At 70.7% G+C, this 21,188-nt stretch carries 19 protein-coding genes; 11 read left to right on the top strand and 8 right to left on the bottom strand.

Annotation, left to right across the window (positions count from 1 at the left end; all coding sequences use genetic code 11):
• Window positions 1–22: 22 nt before the first annotated feature.
• A complete protein-coding gene (locus BMZ83_RS09250) occupies window positions 23–730 on the bottom strand; it encodes a helix-turn-helix domain-containing protein (RefSeq protein WP_074877895.1) in 708 nt (235 codons plus the stop codon).
• A gap of 63 nt (window positions 731–793) precedes the next feature.
• Window positions 794–1,240 carry an NYN domain-containing protein gene (locus tag BMZ83_RS09245; RefSeq protein ID WP_074877894.1) on the bottom strand — a complete coding sequence of 149 codons (447 nt, stop codon included), beginning with the start codon at window positions 1,238–1,240 and terminating at the stop codon, window positions 794–796.
• A gap of 501 nt (window positions 1,241–1,741) precedes the next feature.
• On the opposite strand from BMZ83_RS09245, the gene BMZ83_RS09240 reads away from it, so the two are divergent.
• From BMZ83_RS09240 to BMZ83_RS09225, 4 genes are all read left to right on the top strand, one after another.
• Complete coding sequence (locus BMZ83_RS09240) at window positions 1,742–4,081, top strand: amino acid permease (protein WP_074877893.1); 2,340 nt, start codon at window positions 1,742–1,744, stop codon at window positions 4,079–4,081.
• A gap of 48 nt (window positions 4,082–4,129) precedes the next feature.
• Complete coding sequence (locus BMZ83_RS09235) at window positions 4,130–5,029, top strand: rhomboid family intramembrane serine protease (RefSeq protein WP_074877891.1); 900 nt, start codon at window positions 4,130–4,132, stop codon at window positions 5,027–5,029.
• Between the two features lie 57 nt (window positions 5,030–5,086).
• Window positions 5,087–5,827, top strand: coding sequence for an endonuclease V (locus tag BMZ83_RS09230; RefSeq protein WP_074877889.1), 741 nt, complete (start codon window positions 5,087–5,089; stop codon window positions 5,825–5,827).
• A gap of 75 nt (window positions 5,828–5,902) precedes the next feature.
• A complete protein-coding gene (locus BMZ83_RS09225; protein WP_074877887.1) occupies window positions 5,903–6,733 on the top strand; it encodes an SDR family oxidoreductase in 831 nt (276 codons plus the stop codon).
• 3 nt (window positions 6,734–6,736) lie between these two features.
• Here the strand turns inward: BMZ83_RS09225 and BMZ83_RS09220 are convergent, their stop codons facing one another.
• Both BMZ83_RS09220 and BMZ83_RS09215 read right to left on the bottom strand, forming a co-directional pair.
• Window positions 6,737–7,897 carry an ArsA family ATPase gene (locus tag BMZ83_RS09220; RefSeq protein ID WP_074877885.1) on the bottom strand — a complete coding sequence of 387 codons (1,161 nt, stop codon included), beginning with the start codon at window positions 7,895–7,897 and terminating at the stop codon, window positions 6,737–6,739.
• 51 nt (window positions 7,898–7,948) lie between these two features.
• Entirely contained in the window at window positions 7,949–8,842 is an 894-nt protein-coding gene (locus tag BMZ83_RS09215) for a substrate-binding domain-containing protein (protein WP_074877884.1), read from the bottom strand.
• A 107-nt stretch (window positions 8,843–8,949) separates the two neighbouring features.
• On the opposite strand from BMZ83_RS09215, the gene BMZ83_RS09210 reads away from it, so the two are divergent.
• The gene (locus BMZ83_RS09210; RefSeq protein WP_074877882.1) at window positions 8,950–9,588 is read left to right on the top strand and encodes a TVP38/TMEM64 family protein; all 639 of its coding nucleotides are present in this window, start codon (window positions 8,950–8,952) and stop codon (window positions 9,586–9,588) included.
• A 1-nt stretch (window position 9,589) separates the two neighbouring features.
• Here BMZ83_RS09210 and gpmI read toward each other — a convergent pair whose 3' ends face one another.
• The gene (gene gpmI / locus BMZ83_RS09205) at window positions 9,590–11,119 is read right to left on the bottom strand and encodes a 2,3-bisphosphoglycerate-independent phosphoglycerate mutase (RefSeq protein WP_074877881.1); all 1,530 of its coding nucleotides are present in this window, start codon (window positions 11,117–11,119) and stop codon (window positions 9,590–9,592) included.
• An 81-nt stretch (window positions 11,120–11,200) separates the two neighbouring features.
• Here gpmI and BMZ83_RS09200 point away from each other — a divergent pair, with 81 nt between their 5' ends.
• Window positions 11,201–13,477, top strand: coding sequence for a hypothetical protein (locus BMZ83_RS09200; RefSeq protein ID WP_074877878.1), 2,277 nt, complete (start codon window positions 11,201–11,203; stop codon window positions 13,475–13,477).
• Window positions 13,478–13,492: 15 nt separating this feature from the next.
• Here BMZ83_RS09200 and BMZ83_RS09195 read toward each other — a convergent pair whose 3' ends face one another.
• Entirely contained in the window at window positions 13,493–15,370 is a 1,878-nt protein-coding gene (locus BMZ83_RS09195; RefSeq protein WP_074877876.1) for a S9 family peptidase, read from the bottom strand.
• A 122-nt stretch (window positions 15,371–15,492) separates the two neighbouring features.
• Between BMZ83_RS09195 and BMZ83_RS09190 the strand changes: the two genes are divergently transcribed.
• Window positions 15,493–16,152 carry an ArsR/SmtB family transcription factor gene (locus tag BMZ83_RS09190; RefSeq protein WP_074877874.1) on the top strand — a complete coding sequence of 220 codons (660 nt, stop codon included), beginning with the start codon at window positions 15,493–15,495 and terminating at the stop codon, window positions 16,150–16,152.
• On the opposite strand, the gene BMZ83_RS09185 is transcribed toward BMZ83_RS09190, so the two are convergent.
• The gene (locus BMZ83_RS09185; protein WP_074877872.1) at window positions 16,149–16,643 is read right to left on the bottom strand and encodes a hypothetical protein; all 495 of its coding nucleotides are present in this window, start codon (window positions 16,641–16,643) and stop codon (window positions 16,149–16,151) included. The two genes, BMZ83_RS09190 and BMZ83_RS09185, sit on opposite strands and share 4 nt — an antisense overlap.
• 103 nt (window positions 16,644–16,746) lie before the next feature.
• On the opposite strand from BMZ83_RS09185, the gene gatD reads away from it, so the two are divergent.
• Together gatD and BMZ83_RS09175 are read left to right on the top strand one after the other, a co-directional pair.
• The gene (gene gatD / locus BMZ83_RS09180; RefSeq protein WP_074877870.1) at window positions 16,747–18,018 is read left to right on the top strand and encodes a Glu-tRNA(Gln) amidotransferase subunit GatD; all 1,272 of its coding nucleotides are present in this window, start codon (window positions 16,747–16,749) and stop codon (window positions 18,016–18,018) included.
• Window positions 18,009–19,034, top strand: coding sequence for a GNAT family N-acetyltransferase (locus BMZ83_RS09175; RefSeq protein WP_074877868.1), 1,026 nt, complete (start codon window positions 18,009–18,011; stop codon window positions 19,032–19,034). The genes gatD and BMZ83_RS09175 overlap by 10 nt, the downstream gene beginning before the upstream one ends.
• A 31-nt stretch (window positions 19,035–19,065) precedes the next feature.
• Here BMZ83_RS09175 and BMZ83_RS09170 read toward each other — a convergent pair whose 3' ends face one another.
• The gene (locus BMZ83_RS09170) at window positions 19,066–19,491 is read right to left on the bottom strand and encodes a hypothetical protein (protein WP_074877866.1); all 426 of its coding nucleotides are present in this window, start codon (window positions 19,489–19,491) and stop codon (window positions 19,066–19,068) included.
• Window positions 19,492–19,579: 88 nt separating this feature from the next.
• On the opposite strand from BMZ83_RS09170, the gene BMZ83_RS09165 reads away from it, so the two are divergent.
• Entirely contained in the window at window positions 19,580–20,194 is a 615-nt protein-coding gene (locus BMZ83_RS09165) for an adenylate kinase (protein WP_074877863.1), read from the top strand.
• 85 nt (window positions 20,195–20,279) lie between these two features.
• Entirely contained in the window at window positions 20,280–21,185 is a 906-nt protein-coding gene (locus tag BMZ83_RS09160; RefSeq protein ID WP_074877861.1) for a DUF106 domain-containing protein, read from the top strand.
• The last annotated feature ends 3 nt before the right edge of the window (window positions 21,186–21,188 follow it).

The following is a 21,188-nucleotide window of genomic DNA, read 5'->3' as shown; positions in this document are numbered from 1 at the left end:
CGCGCGATCCGGGGGGACCGGCTCAGGGGAGCGCCCGGAGGTCCGCCAGCATCCCGTCGAGATCCTTCGTCGACACCGCGAGCGAGAACCCGTCCCGCTTCGCGAGCGCGGGCGCGTGATCCCACACGTCCTCGGGCTCGATCCCGTGGAGGACGACGGCGTTGGGCGTCGGCGTCAGCACGCGCAGGGCGACCAACGGCGACTCGCCGCGGGTGACCTCGGTAAAGACCAGCGCGCGGTCGGTGCTCTCGCCGTAGAGCCGGTAGAACTCCTCGCTGGAGAGGCGGGTGATCGCCTCGATGCTGTCGATCACGGTGTGGCCGTTGACGTGGGTCGTGTCGCTATCGGCGATTTCGGTCGCGCCGGTGGCCTCGTAGAACTCCGCGAGCGGGACCGCCCGCGAGTACTCCCGGAGGTCGTGGACGATGTCGCTCTCGAAGCCGGCGGTCACCACGCGGGCGTACTGCCTGACGTGAGCGCCGCCGCGGGCGGTGTCGATGGCGATCAGTCCCTCGACCAGCCGCCGGACGACGCCGATGCCGGGGCTCTCGCGGCGGCCGCTCTCGTAGTCCGAGATCACCGACGAGGAGACGTCGATCTCCTCGGCCAGCGCCGTCTGGGACACCTCGAAGTCGGTGCGCCACTTCCGCAGCGTCGCGCCGGGGTCGTCCGAGAGGACCACTTCGCCGGCGATCCGGCGGGCGAGTCGGCGCTCTGCGTTCTCGGTCACGCGTCGGCGTGGGCGGGCCCGTGAGATAGGCGTGTCGGTGCGGCGCTTCGCCCGGCGTCGACGCTACTCCCCCAGCGTGACGCTCTCGTCCGCCGCCGAGCGCAGCGCGTCCGAGCGCCCGTAGCTCCCGGGCGCGATCGCGAGCGTCCGCACGCCCTCCCGGCCCGCGAGTTCGAACGCGGGCTTGAAGTCGGTGTCCCGGGAGGCCACCGCGATCGTGGCGACGCGGTTCCGGAGCACGAACTCGGCGGCGTCGACGGCGAGTTTCACGTCCACGTCGCCGCTGGTGGTGATCACCTCGAACCCGTGAGCCTCCGCCGCCCGGATCAGGCTCCCGGGCGCCTCCTCGTTGAGGTAGAGCCGTGCGGCGACGACCCGGCCGGAGGCGGCCGCGGCCGCACGCACGTCGTCCAGATCCACGTCGAACTCCTCGCGCAACACGTTCGGCCCGTCGACGAACAGCGCGACCCCCTCGCGCCGGTCGCCCAGCAGCCGCCGAACCCAGTCCATAGCCGTCCCTGCGTCCCGCCCGGGATATCGCTTCCGGGAGTGGACTACAGCAGCGGGTACCCAACACGGTTCGCAGCGGCGTGCGGTGCCGAAAGGGATCGGCGCACCGAGCGCGCCGGCAACGACGGTGGGGCCGGCAGCTCACCGCCGTCCGCCAGCGAGGGGAAGCCTCTCGGGCGACCGGGACGGCGACGACAGCTACGAACGGAGCGACGACAGCCTCGCAGGTCGTGATCGAACTCGACGGCGACGCAGGTCGACGTTGACTACTACAGCTGGCCGGCGGGCTACACCCTGACGTTCACGGAGTACCAGTAGGGCTCGAAATCGGCGGGTAGAGTGCAGTAAATCGGACGGACGGCGCAAAGAGTCAGAAATCGCATATACCGTCCGTCACCCGATACCTTTTTTCTCGAACCTCGTGGAGTGTCCGGACATGTCTGTGACACCACAGCACGTGGGTCATGCCGCCGCCCGCGCCACGGCGACGGGTGGTCTAACGTGGTAGAGCGCACTCGCACCCTCGGCTTCCGCGTCGCGTTCGCGCTGGGGCTGGGGACGATGATCGCGGCGGGGATCTTCTCGCTGTCCGGTACGGCGGTGTACCAGATCGGTTCGAGCGCCGTCATCGCCTTCGTCATCGCGGCGCTGGTCGCGAGTATCACTGCGGCAGCCTACTCCGAGTTCGCGTCGATCTACTCCGAGAACGGCGGCGGCTACCTGTTCACCTCCCGGACGTTTGAGGATCAGGACCTACTCACTTACGCCATCGGCGCCTCGCTGTTTCTGGGGTACACCGGGACGACGGCGTTCTACCTCGCGACGATGGACGAGTGGTTCTTCCTGTTCATCCTTCCCGAATCGGTCGGCGGCGTCCTCCCACGCGGGACCGTCGGCGTCATCGCCGCGGTGCTGCTCGGGACACTGAACGCCCGCGGGACCGAGGAGTCGGGCACGTTCCAGGTGATCGTCACGGCGGCGAAAGTGGCGGTGCTGATCGTGTTCGTCGGCGGCGCGCTCAACTTCGCCGGGCCGGGGCAGGCGACGACGACGTTCACCGGAAACTTCGGGAGCGTGGTCGGTCAGTCGACCGACATCCTCTCGGTCGCCGCACTGGCGTTCATCACCTTCTTCGGCTTCTCGGCGATCGCCGCCTCGGCGGGCGAGATCATCGATCCGAAGAACACGGTGCCGAAGGCCATCGCCGCCTCGATCGTCACCGTCACCGTGCTCTACACGTTCGTCATCGTCGCGATGGTCAACACGCCCGAAACCATCGCGGGCCAACCCCGTGCCGAGGTACTGCAGGCGGGCGAGACCGCGATGGGGAACGTCGCCGCGGCGTTCCTGGGGCCGGTCGGCCAACTGCTGATCGTCGCCGGCGCGGTGTTCTCGATGGTCTCGGCGTCGAACGCGTCGATCCTCGCGGCCTCGGGGATCGGCTCGCTAATGGGGCGACGGGGTCACGCGCCCCGAAAGTTCTCCCGGATCCACCCCGACTACGGCACGCCGTTCTACTCGGTCAGTAGCGCTACGGCGGTGATCGCCGGCCTCATCTTCGTGTTCATCACGCTGTTCGGCCACCACGGCGTGGCGAGCGCCGTCGGCCCGGCGCCGTCGCTCGGCCTCGAACCGCTGACCGGGTTCGCGACGTTCAACCTGCTCGTCCCGCTCTCGGTCGTCAACCTCACGCTGATCTACTCCCGGCGCACCAAGCCCGACCTCACGCGCGGGTTCGAGATGCCGCTCGTGCCGTACCTCCCAATCCTCGGCGTGCTCGCCAACATCGCGCTGGTGTACAAACTGCCGACCATCGGCGTGATCATCGGCGTCGGCCTGACGGTGCTCGTCGTCGGCGCCTACCTCCTCTGGGGCGGCGCGCCCGAGGCCGACGAGCTGGTTCAGGAGGCCGCCGGCGAACGGCAGGTGGTCAGCTTGATCGGCGACAGCGGGGACCACGCGCTGCCGAGCGTCGACGACCGGTTCACGGTGCTGGTGCCGGTGAACCGACTGGATCGGGCGGTTGACCACGCCCGCCTCGCCTCCCGCATCGGCGAGCTCTACGACGCCAAACCGATCGTGAAGGTGCTCAACACCGTCGACATCCCCGATCAGGCGGACTCGGCGGCGTTTCTCGACATGGCTGAGGAGCGCATGAGCCGGCTGGAGGGCGACCTCGCGGAGATAGAGGGCGAGGTCGCCGCGGACCTGCTCGCGGAGGGGCACGTCTCGCGGGACGTGGCGTTCGACATCCTCCAGACGGCACGCGAGGACGAGGTCGACCGGATCCTGATGGGGATCCCCGAGGAGCACCCCCACATCACCGAGAAAGTGGAGTACGAGGCGCCGTGTGACACGCTGTTCGTGGGTGGCGGCAACCGCCCACGGGACCTCTCGCGGGTCACGATCGGCGCCGGCGGCGGCCCCCACCACACCGCGCTGCTCGATCTCGCGGAGCGGCTGGGCGACGTGGGGAGCCGCATCGACGTGGTCAGCGTCGATCCCGAAGGGAAGAGCGGCATCGCCGAGGACGTCGAGCCGACGCTCGCGGTGTTCGACGAGGACGAGGACGTGCACGTCCACAGCCTCACCAGCGAGAACATCGCGGATACGCTGGTGGACCAGGCCGCCGAAAACGAGGCCACCCTCATCATCGGCGCGACCCGAACGCGGTTCCTGCGCCAGTGGGTGTTCGGCTCCACGACCGACCGCGCGGTGTCGATCGCGGAGAACCGCGGCGTCCCGGTGATCGTCTACGCGACGGCGGAGGCCGGCGGCTACCGGGGCCGGCTGAGCGAGGCGGTGTTCGCGCCGTACCGGTACCTCCGCAAACACCTCTAGCAGTCGAGAGCCCCAGACCTATTAGCCGCCGCCGCCAACCCCGGCGTAATGGCGACCTGCGACGAGTGTGGCAAGCAAGAGAACATGCCCTACGAGTGCCGTCGCTGTGGCGGCACGTTCTGCGCGGACCACCGCCTCCCGGAGAACCACGACTGTCCGGGGCTGGAGTGGGACGACCCCGTCGGCGTGTTCAACCAGGCCGAGGAGCGTGACGCCGGGACGAGTCGGGGCGGCCGCGCCGGCCTCCGACGCCGTGCCCGGTCGATCTGGCGGAGCTACGTCCAGAACAACGCGACGTTCGTGTTCCTCCTGTTGATGTGGGTGACCTGGGTCACGCAGCTGGTCATCCGGGTTCTGGCCTCCCCGGAACTCGAGGCGACGCTGTTCGTGCTGCGGTCGGACCACCCGGAGTACGTCTGGACGTGGATCACCTCGGTGTTCGCCCACGGCGGCATCGTCCACATCGCGGCCAACAGCATCGGGATCTTCTTCTTCGGCCAGGTCGTGGAGCGCCGGATCGGCACCAAGCGCTACGTCGCGCTGTTCCTGGCCTCGGGCGCCGTCGCCGGCCTCGCCCAGATCGGCGCGAGCATCCTGCTCTCGCCGGGGGTCGCGACGGGCGTCGTCGGCGCCTCCGGCGCGCTGCTGGCGATCATGGGCGTGCTGACGATCCTGAACCCCGGGCTCACGGTGTACCTCTACTTCTTCCTCCCGGTGCCGATCTGGGCGCTGACCATCGGGTTCGCCGCGCTGAGCCTGCTCCAGGGGTTCGGACAGGTCGGCGGCGGCGCCGGCATCGCCCACTGGGCCCACCTCGCCGGGCTGGCGATCGGGCTGGCCTACGGGCTGTACGTCCAGGACCAGATCGAGCCGCCCCGCCAGCTCCAGTTCGGCGGCGGTGGCCCCGGCGGACCAGGGGGGCCCGGCCGTCGCGGCGGCGGGTTCTGAGCCGTGCCGCTCGACCGCCCCGAGTTCCGTCCGGATCCTGCCCTCTCCCGCGCGGAGATGGAGGCGCTGCAGCGTGAGATCGCCGACGCCGCCGCGTTCGCGGACGACCTCCCGTTCGATCCCGACGCCGTCGCCGTCGACGGCCCGGTCGAGGCCGACGCGAGCGGGAACGAACGCCTCGGCCCGAGCAGCGACGCGCCGGTGATCGTCGGCGTCGATCAGGCGTTTCTCGACGAGCGCGCGGTGTCGGCGATCGTCGCGGTGCAGGACGGCGCCGTGATCGAGCGCGCCCACGCGGTGACCCAGCTGTCGATCCCGTACATCCCCGGCCTGCTCGCGTTCCGCGAGGGTGGGCCGATCCTCGCGGCGATCGAGGAGCTCTCGGTCGAGCCGGATCTGGCGGTGTTCGATGGCTCGGGCCGGATCCACTTCCGGCAGGCCGGCATCGCGACCCACGTCGGCGTCGTGCTGGACCTGCCGAGCGTCGGCGTCGCGAAAACACTGCTCTGCGGGGAACCAGCCGAGCCGGTCGACGGCCGGCCCGCGGGCTGGTCAACGCCGATCGAGGCCGGGCCGGACGTGGAAGCACCCGAGGGGACCACCATCGGCCACGCCTACCAGTCCCGGCAGTGGGACCGCAGCCAGTCGATCAACCCCCTCTACGTCTCGCCGGGCCACCGCGTCTCGGCGGCGACGACGCGTGATCTCGTCGACGCGCTGTGTGCGGGCTACAAGCTCCCCGAGCCGACGCGGCTGGCGGATCGCTACGCCGACGAGGTGAAAGCCGAGTACGAGTGAGTCGGCGCCACTCGGTCGCTCGACTCGCGGCCGCGTTTGCTCACACTTAACCCTGGGCCGAACCAGCACGTAGCTATGCGACCGGAGACGGTGCTGATCACTGGCTGTTCGTCCGGCATCGGCCGCGCCGCCGCCGAGGCGTTCCTCGACGACGGGTGGACGGTATACGCGACGGCACGTGACACCGACGACATCGCCGACCTTGAGGACCACGAGAACTGCGTGATCGACGAACTCGACGTGACCGACGACAGCGACGTACGCAACGTCGTCAACCGGATGCTCCGCGTCGACGACCGGATCGACTGCCTGGTCAACAACGCGGGCTACGCCCAGTTCGGGCCGACCGAGGAGCTGCCCGTGGAGGCGGTCGAGGACCAGTTCGAGGTGAACGTCTACGGCCCCCACCGACTGACGCGGGCAGTACTCCCGCACATGCGAGAGGCTGGCGAGGGGACCGTCGTGAACGTCTCCTCGGTCGCCGGCCGGGTGTCGATGCCCGGCGGCGGCGCCTACTCGGGCTCGAAGTTCGCGCTCGAGGCGATGACCGACGCGCTGCGCTGGGAGGTCGAGGACCACGGCATCGACGCCGTCGTCGTGGAGCCCGGCCCGGTAAAGACCCAGTTCACCGACCGCGCGAACGACGAGTCCGATCGCGCCGAGCGCACCGGCGCCTACGAGTGGTTCTGGTCGATGTTCGAGGACACCGAGGCGGTGGGCGGCGGCGGGACGGGCGCGGTCGAGCCCGAGCGCGTCGCGACCACGATCGTCGACGCCGCGAACCTCACCGATCCGCCCGCGCGGATGCCCGTCGGGACCGTCGCGAACCTGCTGATCAAGAGTCGCTTCCTCCCGGACTCGCTGGTCGACGCGGCGATCCGGTTCGGCCGGAATCGGTTCGCGTAGGGCTCAGTCCAGACAGGCCGCCACGACCCGCAGCGCCGCCTCGCCGCGCACGTCGTCGGCCAGTAGCGGCACCCGTTTCACGTCACGCCCGCGGTAGAGGTCGCTCGCCCGGCCCAGCGCGTCCTGTTGCACCGACCAGCGTCGCTGGCAGAACTCGCAGTCCTCCAGGTTCGGCGTGACGATCCAGTCGTCGTCGACGTTGTCAGACTGCGTCTGACTGGCGGACGAGCTTCGCTCGTCGACGCCGTCCAGATCGGCCACGTCCGCGGGGTCCTCCATCACTCGGTTGACGACCAGCGTCCCGACGGGGATGTCGAACTCGTCCAGTCGCCCGACGAGCCGTTCGGACTCCACGACGCTCATCGTCTCGGGCACCATCACGACCCGGAAGTCGGTTCGTTCAGGGTCTCGCAGCAGCGTTCGCAGGCGCTCGATCCGTTCCTTGAGTTCGTCGAGATCCTGCTGGCCCGCGGGTTCCCCGTCCTCGCCGCCGAACATCCCCTTCAGCCCGTCCATCATCCCCGAGAACTGCTGGCGGAGCTTCACCATCCGGCCGACCATCGTGTCGAGCATCTCCGGCAGCTGGAGCAGGCGCAGCGTGTGGCCCGTCGGCGCCGTGTCGACGACGACGCGGTCGAACCGCGGGTCGTCCATGTGCTCGATCAGCTTCTGCATCGCCGCCGCCTCGTCGGCGCCGGGCATCGTGCCGCCGAGCAGCGACTCCATCCCGGCGCCGTCGCCGAGCATCCCCGCGAGGTCGCCGACCGGCCCCTCCTCCTGCTGGGCGGCGAAGAAGCCCTCCTCCATCGCGGCGTCCGGGTCGATCTCGACGCCCCACAGCGGTACGTCCTCCCGGAGTCGGCTGGGGTGAGCCGGGATGTCCACGTCCAGCGTGTCCGACAGCGAGTGGGCCGGGTCGGTGGAGACGACGAGCGTCTTCGTGCCGGCCGCAGCCGAGGCCAGCGCCGTCGCGGCGGCGCAGGTGGTCTTGCCGACGCCGCCCTTCCCGCCGTAGAGGACGTACTCCGGCGCGTCGACGGTCTCGGGGAGGGAAGTCTCTACGTCCAGCGTCTCGGGGGACTCGTGGCCGTGGGCGGGTGACTCCACGTCGGCGGACTCGTCGTCCTCGACCGAGTCGACCGGCTCCACGTCGATTTCGCTCATTGGCGGCTCTGGGCGGCGGGGACTTGTGTGTCTCTCGGTCCGGGGACGGTCTCAGCCCTCCCAGTCCCGCGGGACGTACTGGTCGAAGTTGGGGTCCTCCGTGGCCCCGAGCGGCCGGAACGCTCGGTCGCCGTCGACGCGGAACTCGGCGATCCGGGAGCGGCAGGGGCCGGTCAGATAGCCCAACAACGCCATCGCGGGCGGGTAGGCGACCTCGTGGCGGGCGGGGTTGGTCGGGATGACCGCGTACTCGTTGCGCAGCAGGCTCGGCGGGTCCTCGATCCCTCGATCGACGTGTGACGTCAGCGACCCCTCGCGGACCGTGAGAAAGGTGCCCCGATCGGTCAGCGTGTACGCGCCCATCTGCTCGGCGGTCGTGAGCGTGTTGCCCATCCCCTGCCCCGTCTCCCGGTACCAGTCTCCACCGGGCTCGACGCCCGCCCGCTCCCAGATCTGCTGCTCGCGGATGTGGGTGCCCGAGCGGTCGCCCCGCGAGACGAACGGTGCCCCGGCGTCGGCGATGGCGCGGAACGCCGGCAGTGGATCGAGGCCGGCGACGCCCGCGGGGTCGTCGGCCGGCCCCACGACGAGGAAGTCGTTGACCATCAGCGCCCGGCGGTTGACGCCGTGGCCCGACCGGAGGAACGCGTCCTCGAGCGGGCGGGCGTGGACCAGCACGGCGTCACAGTCGCCGTTGCGCGCGGTCTCGAGCGAGCCGCCGGTCCCCCGCGGTAGCGTCCGCACCGTGGCGCCGAAGGCCGCCTCGAACCCCGGTACCAGTGCGTCGAGCAGTCCGCTGTCGTACGCCGTCGTCGCCGTCGCGAGGGTGAGCGTGCCCGCGCCGTCGAACCCCTCCGCGTTCACGGCGCCGGTCTCGCCGCCACAGCCCGCGAGCGTCAGCGCCCCGCCGACGCCGACCGCCCGGAGGTAGCCCCGCCTGTCCATGGTCGCACAACCGTCCGAAGTTGCAAATAGCTACTGGTGAATCTGAAATCGATTTCGTCCCCGCCCCCGACCGCAAGCCACATCGCCCTGCGACGGCGACGGCCGCTGTGCAGCGACGCACTCGTACGGTGCTCGGGGTTGCGCTCCTCCTGGTCGTCGGCCTCGGTGCGGTACTCACCTCGCCCCAGTGGGTGCTGACGCGGCTGGACTGGCTGGCCGCGGACCCCCTGCGGTTCGGCGTCGCGTTAGTCGTGCTGGCGCTGCTCCGGCCGGTCCTCGCGTGGCCGACGACGCTGATCGCCGTCGTCGTCGGCTACGGCTGGGGGCTCCGCGGCCTCCCGGTCGCGCTGGCGCTGATCGCACTCACCAGCGTGCCGCCGTTCCTGCTCGCCCGCCGCTCGGCCGACGGCGGCCCGGTCGCGACCGCCGGCGCGCGGGCCGTCGACGCCACCGGCGACCTCCGGGGCGTGATCGCCAGCCGCCTGCTCCCGGCGCCCTCGGACGTGGTCTCGGTCGGGATCGGGCTCTCGGGCGTCCCGCTGCGGCCGTTCCTCGTCGGCACGGCGATCGGCGAACTCCCGTGGGCGCTGGCGGGCGTCGTCGCCGGCGGCTCGATCCAGCGCGTACTCCAGGAGGGGCTGGGGGCGGTGATCGAGCCGCGGTTGATCCTCGCCGCCGCGATCGCCGCACTGCTCCTGCTCGCCGGGCCCGCGTACCGCCACCTCCGGGACCCGTCGCCGCGCTAACTCACTCGAACAGCGACTCGCCGGTCATCACGTCGGGGTGATTCATCCCCAGCAGCGAGAGGATCGTCGGCGCCACGTCGGGCAGCGAGCCGCCCTCCCGGATCGCGTTCCCGCCGGCGTCGCCGGCGGGCGAGACGTAGATCACCGGCACGGGGTTGAACGTGTGAGCGGTGTGCGGGGACTCGGGCGTCCCCATGTCGTCGGCGTTGCCGTGGTCGGCCGTCACGAGCAGGTGTGCACCCGCATCCGCGATCGCGTCCGCGAGCCGACCCAACTCGCGGTCGACGGCCTCGACCGCCGCGACGGCCGCGTCGAAGTCCCCGGTGTGGCCCACCATGTCCGGGTTGGCGTAGTTGAGCACGAGCGCGTCCGGCTCGATGTCGTCCTCGGCGACGGCCGCGACGGCGGCGTCGGTCACCTCCGCCGCGGACATCCCGGGCTGGTGGTCGTAGGTCGGCACGTCCGGCGAGGCGACGATCCGGCGGGTTTCGCCCTCGAACGGGCGGTCCCGACCGCCGTTGAAGAAGTAGGTGACGTGGGGTTCCTTCTCGCTCTCGGCGACCCGGAGCTGGGTCATGCCGGCGTCGGCCCACAGCTCGCCCAGCGTCCGCTCGGGCTCGTTCGGGGGGAACGCGACCGGGAACGGGTAGGTCTCCTCGTAGCGGGTCATCGTCGTCAGCCGGATCTCGGGGCGGTCGAGGGTGAACGGCCACTCGTCGGTGCCCAGCCCACCCAACAGCCGACAGAGCTGCCGGGTCCGGTCGGCTCGGAAGTTGAACGCGATCACCGAGTCGCCGTCTTCGAGCGCCGGCGCGCCCGCGATCAGCGTCGGCTCGACGAACTCGTCGGTCTCCCCGCGCTCGTAGCTCGCCTCGATGGCGGCCACCGCGGAGTCGGTTTCGTATCGCGCGTTACGGTTTACGATCGCGTCGTACGCCTTCCGAGTCCGCTCCCAGTTGTGGTCGCGGTCCATCGCGTAGTACCGGCCCGTGACGGTGGCGACGTGGCCGGTTTCGTACTCCTCGACCACCTGCTCGAGGTCGACCAGGTAGTCGGCACCGCTTTTCGGCGGCGTGTCGCGGCCGTCGGTGAACGCGTGGGTGACGGCGTCGACGCCGCGGTCGGCCGCCAGTTCGATCAGCGCGTGGAGGTGGGACTGATCCGAGTGGACGCCGCCGTCGCTGACCAGGCCCGCGAAGTGGACGCGGCCGCCGTTGTCGGCAGCGTGCTCGAGGGCGTCCGCGATGGCGTCGATCTCGCCCAGTTCGTCCTCGGCGATGGCGTCGTTGATCCGGGTGAAGGGCTGTTTGACGACCCGGCCCGCCCCGAGGTGCATGTGACCGACCTCGCTGTTGCCCATCTGTCCCTCCGGCAGGCCGACCCGGCGGCCGTGGGCGGTCATCGTCCCGAACGCCCCGGCCTCGCGGAGCGCGTCGAAGTTCGGCGTCGCCGCGGCACCGACGGCGTCCCGACCGAGCTGCTCGTCGGGCGCGAGCCCCCAGCCGTCGAGGATGACGAGTGCAGCGTCCATGGGTGAACAGTCGGGTGGCCGGCCTATCACGCCTTCGGTGCACCAAAGACACATACCCGTTCGCCTGGAATCAAGGAGTAGATGGACTGGGACGGGATCGACAGACGCCACCTGCTCGCGCTGCTGGCCGGAGGCGGCGCCACGGTCAGCGGCGCCTACCTCCTGAGCGGCAACCCGGACCCGGCCACGACCGACTCCGTCGACGACGAGGAGTCCCGACGGCTGGCCGAAGCGCACGCGCCGACGCTGTACTACGGCGCGCGCGAACGGTGGCCCGCCACGGACCCGCGGGAGTACGAGTCCGATCAGGACGGCGACACCGTCGTCGACGGCTTCGACGCGCTCGACGGCTACAGCGCCGACGCCCGCGATGCCGACTACCCCCACCCGACGGTGTTCTACAACGCCGTCGACTACCCGGACTCCCCGCTCACCTGCGTGCAGTTCTGGATCTACTCGGCGTTCGACCAGTTCTCGACCAACTTCCACTGGCACGACTGGGAGGTGTTACACGTGTTCGTCGATCGCTCGGCGGACGGCGAGGGGACCGCTTCGGCCACGGAGCCCTCGACGGCCGACGAAACGTCGACGCCGACCGGGACGGGCGAGCCGGTGCTGTTCGTCGCCTCGGCCCACTCCCGGAAGGTACCCAACAACGAACACCTCGATCCGGACGTGGACCGGGCGTCGATCATCAGCGAGGTGGGCTCACACTCCAGCACGCTCGGGGTGAACGCCCGGCCCACGTCGTTCCAGCGCACCGCCGTCGACGGGCTCGCGCCCGACATCAGCAACGACCCCGTGGAGGTGATCTCCGGCCAGGCGTCGCTCCCGCTGGCCTACGGGCTCCCGCGGGACGAGGGGTGGGCGCTGCCCTACGCCATCCCGGAGTACGACGGCGACCGCCTCCCGGAGCACGACCGCCTGCCGAACGTGCGCCCCGGGGACCTGATGCCCGACGAGCTCACCGTCGACACGTACGAGGCGCTGGCGACGCCGCCCGAGTCGATCCCGAAACGCGAGGGCGAGGTGGCGTTCGTCCCGGACGTTCGCGCCGGAGCCGACGCCGACGCGCGCTACGGGCTTGTCGACACCGCGGAGATCCGACACATCGACGACTTCACCGGGCCGCAGCTGAGCTTCACCTTCACCGTCCCGGAGTTCATCGAAGACGCCATCTCGGGTCACATCACCACCGTCGGGGTGCCCTGGAGCCAGCCGCGGTTCTCCAACCCCGAGACCGACATCAGCGATCCCCAGCACCGCGCGGCGTTGGCCGACCGCTACGAACCGATCGAGGCCGGCGGCGACGTGAGCCGCATCCTGGGCGCCGTCCGTGAGGCCACCGGCGCCGACGACGCGCCGGGGAGCAACGGCGTCGCGCTGCTCGCGCCCTCGATCGAGACGGTCGCGCTGCTGGAGAGCGATCCCGAAGCCGTCCCCTCGTTCTCGGGCGTTGTCACCCTGGAGAACCCCGGAGAGGGGGACCACCAACTCACGGTCAACGGCGCGGGGATGGCCCCCTACGGCGAGAAACTGACCCACGAGGGCGGCACGACCCGCGCCGGCGTCGAGGGCGCGATCCCGATGAGCGCCAACGAGGACGCGGTGAAGGTCCGCGGGGAGACCGCCGAGGGGACGGCGCTCGCGTCGGTCGCGCTCGACGACGACTTCGCCGGCCCGGTGTACGACGGCCGCCCGCCCGGCGAGGCCGGTCGGTTCGGGATCTACGCCCACCGCGAGGGCGCATACACCGTCGAGATCCGCGACGGGTCCGGCGGGCGCGGCGCGCTCCGGGTCAACCCGAACGCCGACGACGAGGTGATCGACCTCTCGGGGATCGAGACGGGGAAGGTCGCACTGGCCGACTTCCTCCTCCAGTTCCTCGTGGGGACGCGCCTGCAGGTCGCGGCGATACGCGACGACGAGGACATCGATAGCGTGGCGACGGGGCAGAACATCGACGACGAGACGGTGGTCGAAGTCGTTACGGCCGCGGAGGACAACGCCGGCGACCTCGTCGAGGGCGTCGACGACGCGGTCGCCGACCTCATCGGCGAGGAGACCGACGACGGCGGCGGGAACGGCAGCCTCGGCGGCGGCGTCGCCGGCGTGGTCCGGGCCGTCGATGCCGCGGTGCTGGTCGCCGTCGCTGCCCGGGCGGCCGCCCGCGACGGGCGCGGTGACGACACCGACCAGTGGTTGGCGGAGCTCCGGACGCGGCTCTCGACCGTCGACGACGCCGTCGGGGGCGAGGGGCTCCCCGGCGAACTGGCGGCGTTCGTGACCGGGCGGACGGAGCGGATCCGGCCCCGGATCGACGCCGCGATCGAGGCGGATCTGGACGCCGAGTCGTAGCGCGGGTGGCAGCGACTACTCCTCGTCGGGCCGGTGGGGCCGGCTGCTCCCGTCGTCCGGGTCGACCCGAAGGTACTTCGCGAACAGGTCCGCGACGCGGGTGTAGGCGTCGACGACGTTCTCGCGCTGGCTGAAGCCGTGGGGTTCCTCGGCGTAGGACTGGAGTTCGTGGCGCTTGCCGTGTTTCTCGAGTTCGTCACAGAGCTGTTCGGACTGGCTGATCGGGACGCGGGTGTCCTCCTCGCCGTGGAGCACCAGCACGGGGTCCTCGATGTCGGGCACGTCCCGGATCGGGCTGGCCTCGCGGTAGTTCGCGAGGTCGGTCGCGAGGTCGCCGAGTTCGCGCTTCATCAGCTGCCAGCCGACGTCGTCGGTGTCGTCGACGAACGTCTCGTAGTCGTAGACGCCGTAAAAGGCCGCGCCGGCGTCGTAGGCGTCGGTGTTGCCGAGCGCGTTCACGGTCATCAGCCCGCCGCCGGAGCCGCCGAAGATCCCCGCGCGGTCGGCGTCGACCGCGGGGAACGCATCGGCGGTCGCCCCCGCCGCGTCGATCACGTCGTCGAGGTCGCCGCCGCCCCAGTCGTCGTCGTTGGCCATCCGGTGGGCCCGGCCGTAGCCGTCGGAGCCGCGGTAGTTCGGCATCGCGACCGCGTAGCCGAGCGCCGCGAAGTACTGCGAGCGGTAGTCCCAGCCGAAGTCGTCGAAGGCAGTCGGGCCGCCGTGGGGGTGGACGAGCACCGGGACCGAGTCGACCTCGTCGCCGAAGCCGTCGACCGGCGGGTAGACCACGGTGTGGATCTCCCGGCCGCCGGAGCGGAAGGTGAACTCCGTCGGCTCCGCGAGGCGCTCCCCGAAGCCGACCGAGCCGGTCTCGATCGCCGGTTCGCCCGCGCTGACGTTCCAGACCTGCGGCGGTGTCGTGGGGTCCCCCCGGACCGTGTACACGTTACCGTCCAGCCAGACCGGACCGGTGTGGAACGCGTCGCCGTCGCTCAGTAGCTCGGCGTCGGCGCCGTCGTCGATCCCCGTGACGCCGACGTGGGCGCGCCCCTCGTTGGTCGCGGTGAACGCGAGGCGGTCGCCGTCGGGGTGCCACGCGGGCGCGCCGACCTCCGCCGCCTCGGCGGCGTGGACGGTAGTCCTCTCGACCGATCCGTCGCCCACAGCGTCGACGGCGGCTCCGTCGGCGTAGTGGATCTCGTCGAACCCGCCCGCATCGTGGACGAACGCCACGCCGTCGCCCTCGGGGTGTGGGCGCGGCGTCTGGACGCGGACGGCGTCCTCGGCGAACAGGACTTCCGGGTCGGTAGCGACGCCGGCGTCCTCGATCGGGAACCGCACCAGTTCGGCCTCGAAGTCGAACAGGCTGCGGTGGGGCGCCCGGACCGCGTAGAGGCCGTCGTCGCCCCAGCGCGGATCGTTGTAGAGGTAGTCGTCGTCCGCGAGGACTCGCTGGCTTCCGGTGTCGGGGTCGACGAGGACGAGCGCGGCGCGCGAGACTGCGTTCGTGACGGCGGCGATCCCGTGGTCGCCCCACGCGAGACCGATGTCCGGGTCGTCGTGGTGGGTGAGCGCCTCGACCGCGCCGGTCTCGGCGTCGACCGCCGAGAGCGTCCCCTCGGCGTCGACGAAGGCGATCCGGTCGCCGTCGGGCCCCCACGCGAACCACTGGGTGTCGCCGCGGCCGCGACGCATCGCGGTGATCCCCTCGCTCGTGAGGCGGGCGTCGGCACCGTCCTCGCGGAGCCAGATGTCGGTCTGGTCCTCGCGGTTCAGTGCGTAGGCGATGCGGTCGTCGGTGGGGCTCGGCGCCGCCTGCACGGCGAGGTCGGCGGTCGCCATGTCGGCCAGCAGTCCGTCCTGGGACGTGTCCCGGAGGTCGCGTCGGTACATGGGTCCGACGTGGCGGGCCTGCAGGCATAGCCCTTTGGCCCCCGGAAACGCCGTCCGGCGGCGGGAGAGGGCGGGGTCCCTCAGTGAGACAGCCTTTTTGCTCCCTGCCGCCAAACGCGAGTATGGACTCGGCGGTACTGCTGAACCTTCTGGGCAACGAGAACCGCCGGCGCATCCTGCGGCTGCTCTCGCATAAGTCCTGCTACGTCACGGAGATCAGCGAGTACCTGGGCGTGAGCCCGAAGGCGGTCATCGACCACCTGCGCAAACTGGAGGAGGCCGGGCTGGTCGAGAGCCACACCGACGATCAGCGGCGGAAGTACTTCCACATCGCCCGCGCGGTCAGGCTGGAGGTCAGCCTCTCGCCGCACAGTTTCGGCGCCAAGAGCGCCTACCCGGCGAGCCGCAGCCTCGACATGACCGGCTGCTGTTCGCACCTCGACATCGACATCGACGACCAGCCCGGCGACGACGGGCTGGCGGGGCTGGCCAAGGAGTTCGACCGGCTCCAGAGCCTCGAACGCGAGCTCTCGCTCGCCCAGCGCTGGGTCGACGGCCGCGTGAACGAGGTGCTCGACCGCCTCAACGGCCACATCGGCGCCGAGGCCGACTCGCGGTTCTACGCCGCGGTGCTCTCGGCGGTCGTCACCACCGACGGCTCGCGGGACGAGATCGTCGAGGACGTCGACGCCGACCCCAGCGCCGTCGCGGACGCGCTGGAGCAACTCACCGAACACGGACTCCTCCGAAGAGCCGACGGCGACACCTGGGAACTCGCCTAGATCGACTTCGTCAGCCCGGCACGGAGGTCCCGACCGAAGTAGTAGCCCAGCAGCGACGCCACCGCGCCGCTCCCGGCGCCGATGGCGCCCAGCGCCAGCCCGTACTGCTGGAGCCACTCGACGCCGATCGGGAGGAACACGCCGCTGAACACCTGCGTCACCGCCAGCACCGCCGCCACCGCCGCGCCCGCGACGCCGACTTCGAGGTACTGCCGGCGCGAGCGGACGAGCCCGAGGAGGAACGTCGCCGCGACCACGCCGACGACCCGGCCGACCGTCCCCATGAACGGGACGATCCCGCCGACCGCGCCGCCGGCGACGACCCCGACGACGACAGTCGCCAACGCCAACAGGAACCCGCGGAGGGAGAACAACCGGCCGACGCGCCGGCGAACGCCCGAGAGGCGGCCCCCGCTCGACGCGGTTTCGTCGTCGGCGTCGGCGGCGATCTCCGCCTCGGTTTCCGTGTTCCGCTCGCGCGATCGCTGCATGGCCACATCTGGGGGAGCCGGCAGTATGGGTCTTGCGCCGACACGGCCCCGGAGGGCGCCGGAAGAAGGCAGTTTCAAGTCCGGCCGACCGGAACCTGCGGGTATGAATCCCGGGGACCGCGTCCGCGTCGATCACGACGGCGCGACCGACGAAGGCGTCCTGATGCCGACGACCGACGAGGCCCACCTCGTGCTCAAACTCGACGGCGGCTACAACGTCGGGATCGCCCGAGAGGGCGCCGACGTGGAGCTACTGGAGTCGGACGTGTACGACGTCGAGGAGGGCGAGGCCGGCGGCGGCGAGGACTCCGAGATCGAGTTCGACGAGGACCTGCCGACGGTGGCGCTGGTCTCGACCGGCGGCACCATCGCCTCGACCGTCGACTACCGCACCGGCGCCGTGACCGCGCGCTTCGACGCCGAGGACGTGCTGCGGGCCGTGCCCGAACTCGCGGGCCGGGCGAACTACCGCGGCCGCGTCGTCGCCGACATCCTGAGCGAGAACATGGAGCCCTCGATCTGGCAGGAGCTCGCTCGGGCCGTCGAGGAGGAGATCGAGGCCGGCGCCGACGGCGTCGTCGTGATGCACGGCACCGACACGATGCAGTATTCGGCGGCCGCGCTCTCGTACATGCTCGACACGCCCGTCCCCATCGTCTTCACAGGTAGTCAGCGCTCGGCGGATCGCCCCTCCTCGGACAACGTGATGAACGCGGTCTGTGCCGTCGAGGCGGCGACGGCCGACGCCGCCGAGGTGATGGTCTGCATGCACGCCACCCCCTCCGACGACGACTGCGCGCTCCACCGCGGCACGCGCGTCCGGAAGAACCACACCTCGCGGCGCGACGCCTTCGAGACCGTCGGCGGCGAGCCGCTCGGGAGCGTCGACTACGAGGCGGCGAAAGACGGGCAAGGCGACGCCGCAGGCGTCAGCTTCGACAGCGAATACACCGCGCGCGGCGAGGCGGAACTCGCGATCAACCCCGACCTCGCGACCGACGTGGAACTCGTCAAGCCGACGCCCGGGATGGATCCGGCCGCGTGGGACTACCTCGACGGGAAAGACGGCGTTATCGTCGAAGGCACGGGGCTCGGCCACGTGCACACTGACCTCATCCCGCGACTGGAAGAACTGGTCGAGGACGGCACGACCGTCGCGATGACCTCCCAGTGCATCGAGGGGCGGGTCTGTGACCGCGTCTACGACACCGGGCGGGACCTGCTCGACGCCGGGGTCGTGGAGGCGGGCGACACGCTCCCCGGGACGGCGAAGGTGAAGCTGATGTGGGCGCTCGAAAACGCCCGGAACCCCGCGGACGCGATGGGGCGGGACCTCGCCGGTGAACTCACCGAGGAGTCCCAGCCATGGACGTAACCACGACGACGGAGTACGCCGCCGACGCGGCGATCGAGGTCCGGGAGGCGGTCCCCGGGGACTACCCGGCGGTCGCCGCGTTCACCACCGACACCTGGGAGAGCGGCGACTACATCCCCGAGGCGTTCCCGCGGTGGATGGCGGCGGACGACCCCGACACGCGGACGTTCGTCGCGGTCGACACCACCGAGTCGCCGCCGGCGCCGGAGTCCGTCGACGGCGTCGATCCCGCCGACGTGGACGAACTCGCCGACGGCCGCGCGGTCGGGGTCTGTCAGGCGGTCGGCCTCAGCGAGCACGAGGGGTGGATGCAGGCGATGCGGGTCGACCCGGAGTACCGCGGTCGACGGCTCTCGCGGGCGCTGAACGACGCCGGCTTCCACTGGCTCCACGAGACGGGCCGGCGCGTGGCCCGGAACATGGTGTTCTCGTGGAACACCAGCGGCCTCGGCGCCTCGCGGGTCAACGGGTTCGAGCCCGGCACCGAGTTCCGGTGGGTCCAGCCCGAGCCGGACGCCGACGCGACGGCCCGCACCGACGACGCCGCGGTCGTCGACGCCGACCCCGACGCAGCGTGGGGGTTCTGGACCGACGCGGCGGCGCGCGACGCGCTCGACGGGCTCGCACTCGACCCCACGGAGTCGTGGGCGCTGTCGGAGCTCACCCGCGAGCGCCTCCGGCGGGCTGCTGCGGACGACCGGCTGTTGGTCGTCTCGGCGCCAGACGGCGGTATCGGCGGGTTCAGCCACCGCGTCCGGACGAGCGAGTTCGAGGACGACGGCGAGTCACGGACTCGCGCCGAGTACGGCGTCGCGGCGTGGCGCGATCGCGCGTCCTGCGACGCGCTGCTGGCCGCGATCAGCCGCGACGCCGCTTCGGTCGACGCCGACACGACGCGCGTGCTGATCCCCGAGTCGGTCAAGTGGGTGAGCGACACCGCGCTCGCGGGCGCCGACGTGGGCGACGAGCCCGACTTCGTGATGCGTGCGGACCTGACCGAGCGCCACTGGGCGTAGTTCGCAGGCGGTCCCTTCTGGGGGGGCGCGCTCAGACAGCCACGACCCACGCCCGGTACTCCTCCTCGCGCTCGTACACCTCGCGGAAGACGCGGTCGGCGAAGTCCGCGAGGCGGTTGGCGTCCGAGCGGGCGGTGATCCGGACGTTGGTCCCCTCCGCGGTTTCGGGCGACTCGAGGTCGTCGATGCGGAACTCCGGGAACTCGTCGACCAGCGACTTGACGCTGTCCAGCTCCGCGTCGGTTACGTCGAGGTTGAACGTCTTCTCGGCGAACTGGAGCCACGGCTGGGGCTCGTCCTGCTCCTCCTCGTCGTCGCCGTCCGGGTCGAACGCCGGGGACTCCGGCGGCGCGGCCTCGATAGTGAGGAAGGAGCTCCCCCGGGTGCGGTGGGCGGTCACGGCGTCGGCAAACAGCTTCCGACGGTCGGTGGGCGTGTCGGCGTCGAAGCGAGTCATACCGGCTCTGGGGAGCGCGGCGACTAATCAGTCCCGGACGCCGACCGCTTTCTTCAAGCCTTTATGCTCGGCCCGAGTCGGTTCCGACATGGCCGATTACCACATCCTACTGCTGGGTCCGCCCGGCGCCGGCAAAGGCACGCAGGCGAAGCGACTCTGCGAGACGTACGACCTCGATCACGTCTCGACTGGCGACGCCCTGCGAGCGAACAAGGACATGGAGACGGAGTACGGCACGCCGCGGAGCTTCATGGAGGCCGGCGAGCTCGTCCCCGACGAGGTCGTCAACGAGGTGCTCGCGGCCGCGCTCGAGGACGCCGACGGCTACGTCCTCGACGGCTACCCGCGCAACCTCGAGCAGGTCGAGTACCTCGACGACGCGACCGAGCTGGACTACGTGTTCTTCCTTGACGTCGACCGCGACACGCTGGTCGAGCGCCTGACCGGCCGCCGCGTCGACCCCGAGACCGGCGAGAACTACCACGTCAAGTTCGACATGCCCGAGGACGAGGAGGTCCGCGAGCGACTCGTCCAGCGCGACGACGACGAGGAGGACGTCGTTCGCGACCGACTGGAAGTGTACGAGGAGAACACCGAGCCCGTGATCGAGCATTACCGGGAGACGGGCGAACTGGTCGAAGTCGACGGCGAGGGAACGCCCGAGGACGTGTTCGAGCGTCTCACCGACGCTATCGACGCGTAACCGCCTCCCTCGGTTCTGCAGTCGTCGCCAGCCTCGACAGCGGCAAGTAAAAGGTTCATTACGCCCGGTAGCGAAGGGAGGCTCAATGGTACGGACCGAGAAGCGCGTCCGCGAACTCGTCTCGGAGGATCCCGCGATGCGGGACGTCGTCGAGACGGTGCTCGACCGCGCCGACGACGGCGAGGTCGGCTGGGCGGACGTGAAAGGCGAGATCGAGAGCGGCCAGTGGGGCCGACTGATCGAGAAGGAGGTGCTCGTCGAGGGCGAGACGGGGTTCCGGATCGAGGACCCCGAGGCCGCCCGCGAGGCGCTCGAGTCCGACGACGATCTCACCAGTTCGTCGGTCGACCTCGACGACGTCGAGAGCACGTCGTGGTCGAAGTGGGACAAGATGGCCGGCGGCGGGACGGTGCTGTTCATGGTCGGCTACGCCTACGCGCCGGTCCGGAACGTCGTCGGGGGCGCCATCGACGTGGTGCTCGGGCCGCTGCTGGACGTGCTCCCGTTCTACGCGGTCGTCCTGCTGCTGGCGATGACCACCGGGCTCTACTCGACGGTCCTGCGCGCGCTGCTGATGGACATGGAGAAGATGAGCGCCTACCAGGACCGGATGAAGGACATCCAGGAGCGCCGCAAGGAGGCCAAAGAGCGCGGCGACGACGCCGCGATGCAGAAGATCCAGGAGGAGCAGATGGAGGCGATGGGCGACCAGCTCGGCATGTTCAAAGAGCAGTTCCGCCCGATGGCCTGGATCATGTTCCTCACCATCCCGGTGTTCCTGTGGATGTACTGGGCCATCGGCGCCCGCGGCGCGGAGAGCCACCACGTGCTGGGCGAGGTCATCTTCCCCATCTGGGGCGTCATGACGTGGACCGAGCCGATGCTCGGGCCGATCCAGCCGTGGATCTTCTGGTACTTCGTCTGCTCGACGGCGTCGATCCAGATCATCCAGAAGGCGATGGACATCGAGATGACGCCGTCGACCTCCTAAACG

The organism is Halolamina pelagica (genome assembly GCF_900115675.1).
Lineage (GTDB): Archaea > Halobacteriota > Halobacteria > Halobacteriales > Haloferacaceae > Halolamina > Halolamina pelagica.
The sequence above is the reverse complement of the archived record's forward strand: the minus strand, read 5'-3'. Positions and strand labels throughout refer to the sequence as shown.

Coding starts and splice junctions, on each gene's coding strand:
- BMZ83_RS09245 (WP_074877894.1), bottom strand. CDS start 1,240: ATGGACTGGGTTCGGCGGCTGCTGGGCGACCGGCGCGAGGGGGTCGCG.
- BMZ83_RS09215 (WP_074877884.1), bottom strand. CDS start 8,842: ATGGACAGGCGGGGCTACCTCCGGGCGGTCGGCGTCGGCGGGGCGCTG.
- BMZ83_RS09185 (WP_074877872.1), bottom strand. CDS start 16,643: ATGCAGCGATCGCGCGAGCGGAACACGGAAACCGAGGCGGAGATCGCC.
- BMZ83_RS09160 (WP_074877861.1), top strand. CDS start 20,280: ATGGTACGGACCGAGAAGCGCGTCCGCGAACTCGTCTCGGAGGATCCC.
- gpmI (WP_074877881.1), bottom strand. CDS start 11,119: ATGGACGCTGCACTCGTCATCCTCGACGGCTGGGGGCTCGCGCCCGAC.
- BMZ83_RS09195 (WP_074877876.1), bottom strand. CDS start 15,370: ATGTACCGACGCGACCTCCGGGACACGTCCCAGGACGGACTGCTGGCC.
- gatD (WP_074877870.1), top strand. CDS start 16,747: ATGAATCCCGGGGACCGCGTCCGCGTCGATCACGACGGCGCGACCGAC.
- BMZ83_RS09175 (WP_074877868.1), top strand. CDS start 18,009: ATGGACGTAACCACGACGACGGAGTACGCCGCCGACGCGGCGATCGAG.
- BMZ83_RS09200 (WP_074877878.1), top strand. CDS start 11,201: ATGGACTGGGACGGGATCGACAGACGCCACCTGCTCGCGCTGCTGGCC.
- BMZ83_RS09225 (WP_074877887.1), top strand. CDS start 5,903: ATGCGACCGGAGACGGTGCTGATCACTGGCTGTTCGTCCGGCATCGGC.
- BMZ83_RS09235 (WP_074877891.1), top strand. CDS start 4,130: ATGGCGACCTGCGACGAGTGTGGCAAGCAAGAGAACATGCCCTACGAG.
- BMZ83_RS09190 (WP_074877874.1), top strand. CDS start 15,493: ATGGACTCGGCGGTACTGCTGAACCTTCTGGGCAACGAGAACCGCCGG.
- BMZ83_RS09170 (WP_074877866.1), bottom strand. CDS start 19,491: ATGACTCGCTTCGACGCCGACACGCCCACCGACCGTCGGAAGCTGTTT.
- BMZ83_RS09220 (WP_074877885.1), bottom strand. CDS start 7,897: ATGAGCGAAATCGACGTGGAGCCGGTCGACTCGGTCGAGGACGACGAG.
- BMZ83_RS09230 (WP_074877889.1), top strand. CDS start 5,087: ATGGAGGCGCTGCAGCGTGAGATCGCCGACGCCGCCGCGTTCGCGGAC.
- BMZ83_RS09165 (WP_074877863.1), top strand. CDS start 19,580: ATGGCCGATTACCACATCCTACTGCTGGGTCCGCCCGGCGCCGGCAAA.